Source organism: Marinitoga hydrogenitolerans DSM 16785, assembly GCF_900129175.1.
Taxonomy (GTDB): domain Bacteria; phylum Thermotogota; class Thermotogae; order Petrotogales; family Petrotogaceae; genus Marinitoga; species Marinitoga hydrogenitolerans.
Map to the genome: position 1 here is coordinate 83,988 of NZ_FQUI01000002.1, position 14,447 is coordinate 98,434.

The window sequence follows — 14,447 nt, forward strand, 5'->3', positions numbered from 1 at the left end:
CTACTTAAAAGTTAAAAATATGGAATCTATTGAATCAAAATATTCCATATTTGATGTTTATATGAAAGCCAGATTTTACGATAAATTAATATTATTTATGAATAATCATCCTGATATTGATCAAGTTGAATTAAATGGATTAATTTTCAAAAGAGATGGAAACAAAATTAAAGTTGAGGAGGAATAAAATGAAAAGAGCAATTATTATAGACTCAGGCTGTTCTCCAACTAATGACTGGATAAAAAAATATAATCTTAATTTTATGGGTATGAAAATTTATATTGATGGAAAAGAATATACTGATGGAGTAGATTTAAGCCATGAATATTTTTATGATGTTGTTAAAGAAGCTAAAGATATTCACACAGCACAACCTTCCTTAAAGGAAATAATGAATTTTTATGAAAGATTAAAAGAAAAGGGATATGATGAAATTGTTGACATACATTTTTCATCGAAAATGTCTGGTTTATACAATACTTCTAAAATGGCTAAAAACATGTTAAATGACATCAATGTAAAAATAGTAGATACAAAAATGGTATCAATTGGAGCTTCTTTTGTTGCAAGAAGAATTGTCGAATTATTAGAAGATGAAAATAGATCTTTTGAAGATGTAGAAAAATTAATTTCTACAATAATTAATAACACTTTTATGGAATTTTCTGTACCAACATTGAAATATCTTATTAAAAATGGAAGAATTGGAAAAGCTGCTGGAATGGCTGGTACATTATTAAAAATAGTACCAGTATTAACAGTTGAAGATGGTGAAATTACTCCTTTAGCAAAGGTTAGAGGTATTAATAAAGCATACAAAATAATGTCAGATAAAGCTTTTGAGTTTATAAAAGACAAACCACATAATATAAAAATATATAAAGTACATGGTTTTGATTCAAATAAAGAGCAAGAAAATACTGTATTTAACATGTTTATGGAAAAATTTGAAAAATTAGGATATAAATATGAATTAATAGAGGGGAGAATATGGCCAACAGTTGCCTGTCATGGAGGACCTGATATATTTGGTCTTGGAGTTTACGGGGAGGAAAATCCTTTATAATGCATCTTGAAGATTTTTTTAATAACCTAGAACTTTTTTTGAACTTAGGTTTATCAAAAAAAATATCCTCTGATAATTTTTTTAATGAAATTTACAATTTTTGTAAAAAGAACATAGATTTAATAGAAAAAGAAAAGGGCCTAAAAGAAAAAATAGGCTCCTTTTTAGCATATTACAAGCCAATAAATTCTTTATCTGAAGAAAGACAAACAAAAAGAATAAAAGAAGGATTTAAATTAATTGAAAAGCTAAGAAATCAATATTTAATTGATGAACCAAAACTCCCACATAAAGATTTACCTTTAAAAACTGATATAAAATTTATTAAAGGTGTTGGAAACAAACGTGCTTCTATAATGCGAGAATTTGGAATAAATAATATTGAAGATACTTTCTACTTTTTCCCTAGAGATTATGAAGATAGAAGAGAAATAAAAAAAATTATCGATTGTTATCATGGACAAAATTGTCTAATCGTTGGAAATATTGTGAATTTCGAAGAAAAAAAGATTGGAACACTAAAAATATTATCATATGTTTTGGAAGATACCGATAACTCCATTATAGTTTTAACATGGTTTAATCAAGATTTTATAAAAAAATTTTTACAGCCCGGCTTAAAAGTAGCTGTATATGGCACAGTTGAAATTGAATTTGGTAGAAAACAAATGAAAAATCCAGATTTCCAAATTATTTCTTCAATAAAAGAAGTAAAGACTGGAATATTTCCAATTTATTCCTTAAGAAAAGGATTATATCAAAATAATATGAGAACAATTTTCACAGAAACTATTGAATACTCTCATTATATGAAAGAATTTTTACCTGATAAAATACTTGAAAAATATAACTTCATAGATTTCCCTAAACGAATAAAAGGAATACATTTCCCAAAAAGCTTTTATCATCTGAAAAAGGCTAAAGAAACTCTTAAATATGAAGAAATATTCTTGTTTGAATTTTCTGTATTAATTCAAAAACAAAAAATACAATCAAAAGAAGGTATTGCTAAAAATATAAAAGGTGAGCTAACAAAAAAATTTATTTCGTTATTACCTTTTAAATTAACAAACTCCCAAAAAAAAGTATTTGAAGAAATTAGAAAAGATATGAAAAAAAATATCCCTATGAATAGACTTTTGCAAGGTGATGTGGGTTCTGGTAAAACTGTAGTATCTGAACTGGCTTTAATCGATAATTTCGAATGTGGCTTTCAAGGGGCTGTAATGGTTCCAACTTCTGTTTTAGCAAAACAACAATATAAAAAACTAAAAAATGATTTTGAAAAACTCGGTATTAAGACAGAATTATTATTAGGAGAAACGAAAAAAAGTGATAAAAAAAGAATTAAAGAAAAATTGATAAACAATGAAATTGATGTGTTAATTGGAACACATGCATTAATTCAAGATGATGTTGAATTTAAAAGTCTTGGTTTAGTTGTAATAGATGAACAACATAGGTTTGGTGTTAAACAAAGATTGGCTCTTATAAAAAAAGGAAAAATGCCTGATATATTATTTATGACTGCTACTCCAATTCCCAGAACTTTAGCCATGACATTATACGGAGATTTAGATGTTTCTCTAATAACTGAAATGCCTACCGGAAGAAAAAAAATTAAAACTTTACTTGTAAAAGAAAATAAATTAAATGAGATTTATAAATTTATTGAAAAAGAATTAAAATTAGGCAATCAAGTCTTTTTTGTCTATCCTTTAATAGACGAATCTGAAATTTTAGATTTGAAAGCCGCTACAGAAATGTATGAAATATTAAAATCAAAATTTAAAAAATATGGTGTAGGGCTTTTACATGGAAAAATGACATCTGATGAAAAAAATACTATTATGGAAAAATTTGTAACTAAAGATTTTCATGTTTTAGTTTCAACCACAGTTATTGAAGTTGGTGTAGATATTCCAGATGCAACTGTTATGGTAATTGAACATGCTGAAAGATTTGGGTTGTCTCAATTACATCAATTGAGAGGAAGAGTTGGCAGAAGCAAAAAACAAGCTTATTGCTTTCTAGTAACTAGCCAAAATATTTCTAACGAAACACAAGAAAAACTAATAAAATTTGCCAGTACAACTAATGGTTTTGAAGTTTCTGAAATTGATCTACAATGGAGAGGTCCAGGAAAATTTTTCGGAACAGAACAACATGGATTGCCAGATTTTAAATTTTTAGATATACTCAATGATCCAGAATTAATCGAAAAAGCAAGAAACGATGTTTTAAGAATATTAGAAGAAGATCCACACTTAAAAAAATATAAAAATTTAAAAAAAGAAATATATAGAAGATATGGAAAAAAATTGAAAATGTTAGAAGCGTAGGTGATAAAATGTTATCAATAGAAAATGGCTTTTTAAAAGGAAGAAAAATAAACATTGTTCCAGATAAAAGAACACGATATACACCAGCTAATGTAAGACGTGCCTTGTTAAATATAGTTGATGTAACAGAAATGTATTCTCTAGAAATATTTGGAGGCTCTGGAATTGTATCATTTGAATTTATAAGTTCCGGAGCAGAAAATGCAACTATTGTAGAAACATCTAAAAAAGCCTGCTCAACAATTATAAAAAACGCTAAAAGCTTAAAAATAGATAATAAAATTAATTTAATATGTTCGGATTTTAGAAAAGGTATAATTAAATTAACAAAAAAATACGATATAATATTTATGGATCCTCCTTTCCAATTGGGATTAGCTTCAGAAGCATTAAAAAAAATAACTGAAAATAAACATATTTATGACGAAAATACAATTATTATAGTAGAGCATTCTAAAAGAGAAATTTTAGAAAAAAATTATGGTGATTTAATAAGAAATAAGGAGTATAATTATGGTGATATAAAATTATCTGTTTATGTAAAGGATGGTGAATAAAATGCTTATTGAAAAATATCATATTTTTAATGTATTGGAACATTTAGTTGAAGACATTACGAACGAAATGTTTAGCATGCCAAACGTTGATATGTGTGTTTGCGATAGATGCAGAGCTGATGTTATTGCATTAGCTTTAAATCACTTGAATCCAAAATACGTAGTTACAGAAAAAGGAAGAATTTTTTCTGAACTTGAAACTTATACATTCCAAATGCGTGCAGAAGTATTAACGGAAGTTTTAAAGGCTATGGAAAAAGTGAAAAGAAAACCTTCTCATTCATTGGAAGAATCTCTATATAAAGAAGTAAATGTGGATCTTGATAAATTAGAAAAGCATTTTAAAGATGTTCAAAAAAAGAATAATCAAAAATAAGCAGTGAAAATCATTCCCAATATATCATCATTTTGATTAGAAATATAATTTCCTAACTTCAACATTATTAATTGATTTTCAAGAATTTTTATTTTATTTTCTATATCTGATTTTATTTCTGAATCTTCTTCAGAATTCACATACCCTTTTAATCTATTAATTAACATTTCTAATTTTTGTATTTTTTGTTCTTTTTTTATATTTTTATCAGCATCCTTTTTATCAAAAACATTATTATTTTTATCCAAATCTTTTTTATTTTTATCTTTATAAACAACCATAACCTCAGTTTTTCCAGCAATTGCTGCTAAAAAAGAACCTCTTTTTTGCATATTCAATGAAATTCTACTATACACAACATAACCGCCATTTTGAGCGGCTTCTTTTTTAAATGCCATTAAATTTCCTGTTTCTTGACTCAACACTCTGATAACGCTTAAAGAAGCAGGCGATGATGAGGCTAAACCAGGTTCTCCAGGATCAAGCCTATATCCAAGCAATGGATTTACTACATCTGGATTAATTCTCATGTCTATCATACAATCACTCCAGGTGATTTACTATTTATTATTTAGATGTATATATTAATGAAAAAGTTCTATAATACCAAAAAAGTGAGTGATAATATGCATATTTTAGAAAAATTGGAAAAAAATTTAAATACAATAAAAATTGATCATTTGAAAATAAATTTCACATATTTTGAAGGATTAATAAATAATATAAAAAAATATGCAAAAAACATACATTCAATATACTCTTCTGATGTTATTATAATATTTGAATTAAATAAAAAAACAAAAGTTTTTGGCTTTTCATATTGTAAGGATATTGATATTAAAAATATTTTTGAAAAGTTTAATGGAGAAGGTACAAATTACTTTTCTTCGTTTACTACAAGTGAAAAAAATATTGAAAAATTAATAAAAGACATACTTGAAGAAATAAGTAAAAAATATACACCAATTTTAAAGGCCAAAGATATTATGTCTTCTCCTGTACGAACAATTTTATCCAGTGAACCAATTGAAAAAGTTCATAGAATAATGATACAAACTGGGCACAACGGTTTTCCTGTCATTGAAAAAAATGAATTAATAGGAATAATAACAAGAAAAGATATCGAAAAAGCTATTAACCACGGATTATCTAAAGTACCTGTAAAAGAAATAATAACAAAAAATATTATTTCTGTTTTACCAGATACACCAATTGAAGAAATACGATATAAAATGCTTGAAAACGGTATTGGAAGACTATTAGTAATTGATAAAAATAACATGTTAATTGGAATTATAACAAGATCTGACCTTATTAAAGGAAAAGTTTTTCACAAATCCAAACCAAGCATTATCGTAGAGTATAAAGAAGAATTGCATAAATATAATATCTTAAAAAAAATGGTTAAATTTATCCCACCTAAATATATGAATTTATTAAGACTGTTAGGCATATATGGAAGCGAATTAAATATGCCTGTGTATGTTGTTGGCGGATTCGTTCGAGATTTATTACTTGAAAGAGAAAACTTTGATATTGATATAGTTGTTGAAGGAGACGGATTAAAATATGCAAAATATGCTGCAAAAAATCTAAGGATTACTTTTGTAGAACATAGTGAATTTCATACCGGCTCTTTATTTTTTAAAGATGGTTTTAGAATAGATATTGCCACAGCAAGAACAGAGTATTATGAAAAGCCTGCTGATTTACCAAAGGTTGAATTGAGCACAATAAAAAAAGATTTATATAGACGTGATTTTTCCATAAATGCTATGGCAATAAAATTAAACAGTGAAGAATTTGGTGTTTTACTCGACTTTTTTGGCTGTAAACGAGACTTAGATAATGGCATAATTAGAATTTTATATAATTTAAGTTTTATAGAAGATCCAACAAGAATATTAAGAGCTATACGATTTAAAAAGAGATTTAATTTCAAGATTGAAAATAGAACTTTGGAATTATTGCAAGATGCTGTAAATAATAATTATATAGAAAAAGTTACAGGCATGCGTTTAAGAGAAGAATTTGAAAAAATATTAAATGAAAAAGATATTATAAAAACTGTTGAAGAAATGGGAAAATTAAAAATTTTAGATCATTTATTTCTTTATTCTAAATATTCTAATGAAAAGGTTGAAAAATTTAGTAAAATATTAGAATTTTATAACTGGGTAAAAATAAATATCCCAGAATATACCTATAAAACAAAAATTTTTCACCTCTTTCTATACCCGTATCTTATTTTTGAAGATAAAAAAGCTATTTCATATGCTTTTGAAAGATATGGATTACCAAAAAAATTTATTAGTAATATTGAAAAAATGAAAAATTCATTATCATTATTAAATACATTAAATTCAAATTCTTCTTATTCTGATATATATAAATTAGTTGAATCATTTGATAATGAGTTATTAATTACTTTATCTGGATATCTAAAAAATAATTTAATAGAAAAATACAAAAATTATTTATTAAAAATAAAAAATTTCAAGCTTGAAATCAATGGAAAAGATATTATACAATTAGGTATAAAGGGAAAATTAATAGGAAAAATCTTAGATGAAATAAAAATGAAAAAACTTGATGATAAAATTCAAAACGAAAAAGATTATTTACTAAAAATTGTGAGGGAACTAAATAATGAATCAATATAAAGCATATATATTAATTGCCACTATTTTAATATCTCTATCTATATTTTTCATAATTAAAATAATAGATGATTCTTCAGACTTAATAACTGTTGCCGCAACACAAAAATTACCTTTGGTAATTGAAAATAAAAATAACAATGATATTTTTATTAATAATGAAAAACTGGGACCTTTTGAAAGCAAAAATATAAATTTAGGGAAAGATGAAAAAATTATCATAACAAATAATACAGGAACTGTTATAATAAAAACAATTGAAAAGATATATAAAATAAAATTAAAATCTTTCGAGGTGGTGGTTGAAAATGGGAAAAATTAAAGATATCGATAGAGTTAATTATGTAATACATTTTTTTTCTGCTGGAGATACTGATTATTGGTTATATCATGAAAATGTATTAGACGAGCTAAAAAAACATTTTGGAGAAATTGATTATATTTCAGATGAATTAGATTTTCAAAAATATACATATTACTACAATATGGAAATGGGGCAAAATGTAAAAATAAAAGCTCGAATGATTAGTTTTAAAAATCTATATTCACCAGGTTTCCTAGCAGATGCAAAAACTATTACTAATTCATTAGAAGCTAAATATGCAGTTGATGGAAAAAGAAAGATTAATTTAGATATTGGATATATTCATCATATGCAATTTGTGCTAGCAAGTACCAAACCATGGGGCAATAGAATTTATCTTTCAAAAGGCATATATGCGGAAATCACCTTAATGTATGTATACGAACAATGGAAAGCATTTGACCACTCATATCAAAATTTCAAAGACAAAGAGTACCAGGATATTCTTACCGAAATTAGAAATATGTACCTTGAAAAAAGAAGAAAATGGTTGTCTGGAAGGAAATAAAAAATGAAAAAAAGACTATTTATATTATTTCTATTAATATTTATAACAACTGTTTTTGGATCGGCAAAATTATTATTTCCAAATTCAATAGATTTTTATTATCAAAGATCAAAAAATATAAATTCCGGTATTCAATATACCGGATTTCCTTTGTTTTTCACTGAAGATAACGATTATAAATCTAACATATTATTTGAATTCCCACTTGGTTTCGAAAAAAGATTGGAAAATAATGTACTATTTAATGGAGGAGGATATTATACCTTAGAAAAAGATAAGATTTTTTTTAGTGATCTATACAATGAATTTTATTCCTGGATGAACTTTGGTTTTGAATTCTATCATAATGACGAATTATATGCTAGATTTATAGCTGATTTTAAAGAAGGTAACAGTCCATATTTCAAATATGACAATATAACTATTTTCGACATATATAAAGATTTCTCAATTTCTAAAAGAACAACATTGGATATGCCTTCATTAAGTTACTTGAGCTTAAAAAATCACAATTGGAGTTTTATCCTTGGACGAACAAAAATATCTTTAGGTCCATTAAAAAATTCTTTAATACTTTCAGATGCATCAAAATACTATGAAAATATAAATTTTAAATATAATTTTAAAAACTTTTCTTTTAATACTATTTTTATTTCTATGCAACCCATGCTAACAAAAACAGAATATGAAAAACAATTTTCCACAGAATCAACAGTTGCTCTTAAAGAAGTTTGGGTAAATAGAATAGATTACACAAAAAATATATTAAATTTAGGCATCACATCTTTAAACCTATATGGTGGTGAAATCCCTTCTAATCCCTTTGATACAAAAAATTCCTTATTCGCTGTAGATGCTCAATTGCAATTTAAAAACTTTAGATTTTATATTCAAGATGCTTTTAATCCATTAAAAAACAAAAATAGCTTTGGACTTGGCGGTGAATTTTTATTTGAATTATATAAAGATATATTCTTTTCCATATTATATGAAAAATATATTATAGACTCTGGAATATACGAAGATGAAATACCATATAACAGACTATATAACAGATCTCTTGAAATTATCAACGAACCTGGTGCCAGATATTTTTATGATTATCCTTTAGGCTTCAAATATGATGAAAATTCTAACGTTAATTCAATTCAAACTTATATTTCTTCGAAAGAACTATTATTATTATTTGAAAATGAATGGGGAAGTTCTTTTGGAAATTCTTTTTGGAATAAGCGATATAAAATTTACTATAACATACCTTATATAGGAAATCTCGAATTCAAATATATTGACACAAAATACAATGAAGAAAAGTTTATAAACTATTCAGTATTTTTCATTATACCAATTAAAATACAATGAGGTGCCATATGAAGAAGCTTATAATCATATTTTTTATAATTATTTTCTCATCCTCTGTTTTTTCATTTTATTTTGAAAATGATATAGATTATAAAATATATATTTTTAATAGAACATTGAAAGGAGGAGCTTTAGAAACCTCTATTTCTCCTTATCCATCAGATCAAGAAAAAGAAATAAAAACATATATTAATATTCCTTATTTTTCTACTGATAATTATCAGTTAATTCCTATTTTTGAAATAAAAAACAAAAACATAGGATTAAATATAAATCTTACAAATAACTACAATTTAAAATTAACCTATTATTACGGAAAAAAGATAAATTCTTTTTGGTTTATTATTGGTAGATATAAAACAAATTGGTCATTGTTAGAACACGGCGTATTTCTTTCTGATTCTCTTCCATTTGTAGAAGGACTTACTGGAGGATTTACAACAAATTTTTTATTAGGTAATATAGGAATTTACTTTGGAGCTTATATATTTAATCCTTATCTAACAAACGAAGAAAAAGAAATACAGAAAATGAGCATAGATGGAAATGCTGATAGACGAAGTATTGGTATAGGATATGATGACCCTTACAAAACATTATTAATTCACAGACTCGACCTAAAACCTTTTAATTTTTTAAGAGTTTCTATTAATGAATTAAATTTAATAGGCGGCAAATTTCCAGACATTGTAGACCTAAATTTTATGAATATCCTCCACAACACATATGGAGAAGGGTATTCAAATGCAATGTTTGCAATTGATGGTGAATTTTTACCTCTAAAAGGCTTAAAAGTGTACGGTGAATTTGCCATGGATGATTTTGTTGTACCTTTAACTGAATCTGGTGCCGAAGATTATAAACCAACTGCATTTGCTTGGGGATACGGAACTCAATATATTTTTAAATTACTAAACGGTTATATAAATACAAAATTTGAAAATTATAAAATCTATTCGTGGATGTATAATAGATGGCAAGAATTGTTAAAATTCACCGGAAGATACATTGATAATAACATTATATACGATATTCCTATGGGATATGAGAATGGAAGTGGAATTGAAAGTCAATTATTTGCTGTAGAATACATTAAAAATAATGTTAATATAAAAATCACTTTAGAAAAAATTATTATGGGTGAAATAAATTTGGATACCTCTTATTTTGATAAAGAATTAAAAGGTAATACAGAAACATGGGAAGGTCCGTATGGTGACACAAAGGAAAATTATTATACAACATTTTATATAAAATACAAGAACTTCAACTCAAAAATAAAAATAGAAAACCTTAAATTCAAAAACTATAACTTATATTTTTCATTTATTTTTTAATAAACCAAGAGGAGGACAAAAAATGAAAGTAGGATTAATATTTGGGACAAGACCTGAAGCAATTAAAATGGCTCCAATATACCACACTTTGAAAGAAAACGGAATAGATACCAAAATCATTGCAACTGCACAACATAGAGAAATGTTAGATCAGGTATTAGAATTATTCGAAATAATCCCTGATTATGATTTAAACGTCATGACTCATAGACAAACATTACCTGAATTAACCAAAAATTTAATAGGTAAATTAGATCCTATTCTCAAAGGGGAAAATTTTGATTATATTTTAGTTCAAGGGGACACAACTTCAACATTTGTTGGTGCTTTGATTTCTTTTTATTATAAAATACCTGTTGGACATATAGAAGCAGGATTAAGAACCGACAATATTTATAACCCTTTTCCAGAAGAAATGAATAGACGTTTAACTACCGTAATCAGTTCTCTACATTTCCCACCAACCAAAAAATCAAAAGAAAATCTTTTAAAAGAAGGAATTTCAGAGGAAAACATTTATATAACCGGTAATACTGTTATTGATGCTTTGTTATGGGTTATTGAAAAAAACAAAGATAAAATAGAAAAAATACAGGAAAAATATGGATTAAAAAATAAAAAATATATTTTAATGACAATGCATAGAAGAGAAAATTGGGGAACACCAATGAAAAATGTAATGCAGGCAATAAAAGAATTTTTAATAAAAAATCCTGACATATTTTTGGTATTTCCTGTTCATTTAAATCCCGCTGTAAGAGAAATTGTATTTCCTGCATTAGAAGAATTAAAAAATGCTATACTGATAGATCCTTTAGAATATTTAGAATTCACAGCTTTAATGACTGGTTCATATTTTATAATGACAGATTCTGGAGGAATCCAAGAAGAAGCTCCAGCTTTAGGAAAACCTACTTTAGTTTTGAGAGAAACAACAGAAAGACCTGAAGCAATAGAGGCTGGAACTGCAAAATTAATAGGAACAAAGAAAGAAAATGTTCTTGAATATATGAATAAATTGACATTCGATTTAGAATTTTATTCAAAAATGGCAAAAGCAAAAAATCCATTTGGCGATGGAAAAGCTTCTCTCAGAATAACAAAAGTTCTATTAAAAGAAAAAATAGAAGAGTTTATAATATAACTTAAAATTGGAGGAAATAATATTGTATGATAATAAAGCATATTTCATACTTGAATCTATTCCCAATCCAAAATTCCCTTATCGACTTACTATAATTCAAAATAAAAAAATATTACTTTCATTAAGAGTCCAGGATAAATGGCCTGGACAAAAAGGACATATTTTCTGTATTAGAGAAAAAGAAAATAAAACACCTGATATTGATAATATTATAGAAAAAATACCAATTGTATACATGCGAAGAATTGGTAAAAGATTAGTCTTGATTTTAAACAGAAATATAAAAAAGAGATGTGATTTTCTTTTTCTAAAAAAGAAATATAAAAACAAAGAAGGAGAATATGAACAAATATTCTGGAGAACAGAACAAGGATTAAAACAAAATAAACCTAAAGTAAAATTAACAACATATCATCATAGTATGCTTGAAATTATTATAGATTCAAATGAAAAATACCCATGGAAATTTCCGGGTTCTCTAACATCAAGAAAAAAATTACCTATTGGAGATTATGCATTAATACATAATGAAGAATATATAGCTGTAGTTGAAAGAAAAACATTTGAAAATTTTTTAAAAGAATTTGGCCAAATGTCTTACTTTCATCAACATTTAATTGAATTAAAAGCATACAAAAATGCTGCTCTTGTTATTGAAGCAAACTACTCAGATTTTTTTAATGAACACAAATCAAAAATCTATGCACCAGCATTCTCCGCAAAAGCTATAGCTGAAATATTTGCATATCACCCTGATTTAACAATAGTTTTTGCTGGTAACAGAAAATTAGCAAATGAATGGACATACAAATATTTTGAAGCTGTAAAGGCTCATATTGAAGATGAACCACATTACAAAATATCTGATATTATTGAAAAATATAAATTACCTGAAAAAAGAAAAGGCGGAATAAATTACGAAATAAGAAATGCTATATTGCACGAACTTCCTGAAACTTTCAAAACTGCTTTTTTAAAAGAAAAATTTAATAATGTATCAGAAAATACTATTAGAAAAGTTTTAAATGAATTAAGAAATGAAGGTAAAATAGTTTTAGAAAAACATGGAAGCAAAAGCTTTTGGAGAAAAATAACTAAATAGCAATTAAAAACAAGCCAATACTTATCGGCTTGTTTTTTTTATTCGTTTTATAAAAAACTTAAAGATTTATTAAATAAAAATATATATACCTCTCTAAATCTTTATGTTATAATTTGTTAGTAATACTAACAATAAGGAGGATTCTTATGACATTTACAATTTCCTTAGCTCATTTTTTTGCTGATTTTTTCAATGCATTCTTCAAACCTTTAGGCCCTTATTTCATTGAAAGGTTTAATATTGACAGCAGAACTTTTACAACTTTAATTACCTTAATTGGAGCATTTTCTTCAATTTTACAAATATTCTTTGGTTTATATTTTGATCAAAAAAGAAGAGATGGTGTATATGTTATTATTCTTTTATTTTTAGAAATATTTTTAATAGCTTTAGTAGGATTTGCAAATAGTTTTTATGTATTACTAACTTTGATATTTTTTATTAGACTTTTTAATTCTGCCTTTCATCCCGTTGGGGCAAGTTTTGCTGGGAGACTAAATAAAGGAACACATATTGCCTGGTTTTCTGTTTTTGGAACTTTTGGAGCTGCATTAGGTCCTATTTTTATTACCACTTATGTAAAACTATTCGGTATCGAAAACTTATATATTGTTGGTATTATCAGTAGTTTATTATTAATTTTCTTCTATAAAAAGCTATGGACGTATGAAAAAATAGAAATTTCTGAGAAAAAAATTCCATCTTTAAAAGAATCATTAATTTTATTACCTGTATTTTTAATGGTTGCCTTAAGAGGATTTATCATGAATGCATTTCATACATTTGTCCCAATTTATCTAAGTCAAAAAGGATCTAATTTAATAATTGGTGGAGCCACTCTAACTATTGGAATGATAATAGGAATGTTTACAAACTATTATGGAACATATTTAAGAGATAAAATTGGAATAAAATTCATAAATTTTGTTGGTTTTTTTGGTATGGGAATTTCAGGAATTCTTATGATCTATATGAATACTGAATTACTAAGAATTATTGCATTCACTGCTTTTGATGCATTTGGATTTCTTACAATGTCAGCAAACACTGTAGAAGCACAATTTTTAATGCCTAAAAATAAAAGCTTCGCATCCTCAGTATCCATGGGATTTGCATGGGCTATAGGAAATTTCATTTCAAGTGGTTATTCTGCAATTTTTGGAAATAATGTTGGATTTGTTTTATTTAGTATTAGCATTTTTTCTGCCTTTTTGGGAATTCTTTATCCTATACTATATAAAAATAAGAAAAATATGGTATAATATATGAAACATTTCAAGGAGGGTACTATGTTTTTTGATGACTTTGATGACTTAGACGGAATTGATGATTTTGATAAATTATTTGAAAAGTTGAATAAAGTAGAGCAACAATGTCCAGACTGTTTAGAATGTGGATATTGCTGCAAACATACTCCATGTTATTACGGAAAATGGAATGAAGAAAAAAATCAATGTGAATATTTAACAGAAGATAACAAATGTGCTAAATACAATGAAATTGTTGAATACGAAAGCAAATTAAATTTAAAAGTTAAAATGTTTGGAAGTGGATGTTGTTTAAATTATTTAAATCCTGTTAGATTGAATAAGCTTAAAAAGCTTAAAGAAAACAATGAGTCAATTTAA

General features: G+C 25.9%; 15 protein-coding genes. 14 read left to right on the plus strand and 1 reads right to left on the minus strand.

The features are described from left to right. The first annotated feature begins 19 nt into the window (after positions 1-19). Genes BUA62_RS11420 through BUA62_RS01210 form a run of 5 tightly spaced genes read left to right on the plus strand, consistent with a single transcriptional unit; the run spans position 20 to position 4,342 of the window. Entirely contained in the window at positions 20-187 is a 168-nt protein-coding gene (locus tag BUA62_RS11420) for a hypothetical protein (protein ID WP_159429483.1), read from the plus strand. A 1-nt stretch (position 188) separates the two neighbouring features. Next, a complete protein-coding gene (locus tag BUA62_RS01195) occupies positions 189-1,067 on the plus strand; it encodes a DegV family protein (RefSeq protein WP_072862580.1) in 879 nt (292 codons plus the stop codon). Continuing rightward, positions 1,067-3,409, plus strand: coding sequence for an ATP-dependent DNA helicase RecG (recG, locus tag BUA62_RS01200; RefSeq protein ID WP_072862582.1), 2,343 nt, complete (start codon positions 1,067-1,069; stop codon positions 3,407-3,409). Before BUA62_RS01195 ends, recG begins: the two co-directional genes overlap by 1 nt. 8 nt (positions 3,410-3,417) lie before the next feature. Further along, positions 3,418-3,966: a 16S rRNA (guanine(966)-N(2))-methyltransferase RsmD gene (gene rsmD, locus BUA62_RS01205; RefSeq protein ID WP_072862584.1), complete on the plus strand. Its 549-nt coding sequence runs from the start codon at positions 3,418-3,420 to the stop codon at positions 3,964-3,966. Position 3,967: 1 nt separating this feature from the next. Continuing rightward, a complete protein-coding gene (locus BUA62_RS01210) occupies positions 3,968-4,342 on the plus strand; it encodes a late competence development ComFB family protein (RefSeq protein ID WP_072862586.1) in 375 nt (124 codons plus the stop codon). Here the strand turns inward: BUA62_RS01210 and BUA62_RS01215 are convergent. Further along, positions 4,333-4,881 (minus strand): hypothetical protein, encoded by a 549-nt coding sequence (locus tag BUA62_RS01215; protein WP_072862588.1) that lies wholly within the window; start codon positions 4,879-4,881, stop codon positions 4,333-4,335. The two genes, BUA62_RS01210 and BUA62_RS01215, sit on opposite strands and share 10 nt — an antisense overlap. An 87-nt stretch (positions 4,882-4,968) precedes the next feature. Here BUA62_RS01215 and BUA62_RS01220 point away from each other — a divergent pair, with 87 nt between their 5' ends. The 9 genes from BUA62_RS01220 (at position 4,969) to BUA62_RS01260 (ending at position 14,447) form a co-directional block, all read left to right on the plus strand. Continuing rightward, positions 4,969-7,005: a CBS domain-containing protein gene (locus BUA62_RS01220; RefSeq protein ID WP_072862590.1), complete on the plus strand. Its 2,037-nt coding sequence runs from the start codon at positions 4,969-4,971 to the stop codon at positions 7,003-7,005. Then, entirely contained in the window at positions 6,992-7,324 is a 333-nt protein-coding gene (locus BUA62_RS01225; RefSeq protein ID WP_072862592.1) for a hypothetical protein, read from the plus strand. Before BUA62_RS01220 ends, BUA62_RS01225 begins: the two co-directional genes overlap by 14 nt. Next, positions 7,311-7,874 carry a DUF4416 family protein gene (locus BUA62_RS01230; protein WP_072862594.1) on the plus strand — a complete coding sequence of 188 codons (564 nt, stop codon included), beginning with the start codon at positions 7,311-7,313 and terminating at the stop codon, positions 7,872-7,874. The genes BUA62_RS01225 and BUA62_RS01230 overlap by 14 nt, the downstream gene beginning before the upstream one ends. 3 nt (positions 7,875-7,877) lie before the next feature. Beyond that, the gene (locus BUA62_RS01235) at positions 7,878-9,236 is read left to right on the plus strand and encodes a hypothetical protein (protein WP_072862597.1); all 1,359 of its coding nucleotides are present in this window, start codon (positions 7,878-7,880) and stop codon (positions 9,234-9,236) included. An 8-nt stretch (positions 9,237-9,244) separates the two neighbouring features. Beyond that, positions 9,245-10,573, plus strand: a complete 1,329-nt coding sequence (locus BUA62_RS01240) for a hypothetical protein (RefSeq protein WP_072862599.1) — start codon at positions 9,245-9,247, stop codon at positions 10,571-10,573. 22 nt (positions 10,574-10,595) lie between these two features. Continuing rightward, a complete protein-coding gene (gene wecB / locus BUA62_RS01245; RefSeq protein WP_072862601.1) occupies positions 10,596-11,717 on the plus strand; it encodes a non-hydrolyzing UDP-N-acetylglucosamine 2-epimerase in 1,122 nt (373 codons plus the stop codon). Between the two features lie 22 nt (positions 11,718-11,739). Beyond that, entirely contained in the window at positions 11,740-12,819 is a 1,080-nt protein-coding gene (locus tag BUA62_RS01250) for an ERCC4 domain-containing protein (RefSeq protein ID WP_072862603.1), read from the plus strand. A gap of 146 nt (positions 12,820-12,965) precedes the next feature. Next, positions 12,966-14,081 (plus strand): MFS transporter, encoded by a 1,116-nt coding sequence (locus tag BUA62_RS01255; protein WP_072862605.1) that lies wholly within the window; start codon positions 12,966-12,968, stop codon positions 14,079-14,081. Positions 14,082-14,108: 27 nt separating this feature from the next. Further along, a complete protein-coding gene (locus BUA62_RS01260) occupies positions 14,109-14,447 on the plus strand; it encodes a hypothetical protein (RefSeq protein ID WP_072862607.1) in 339 nt (112 codons plus the stop codon).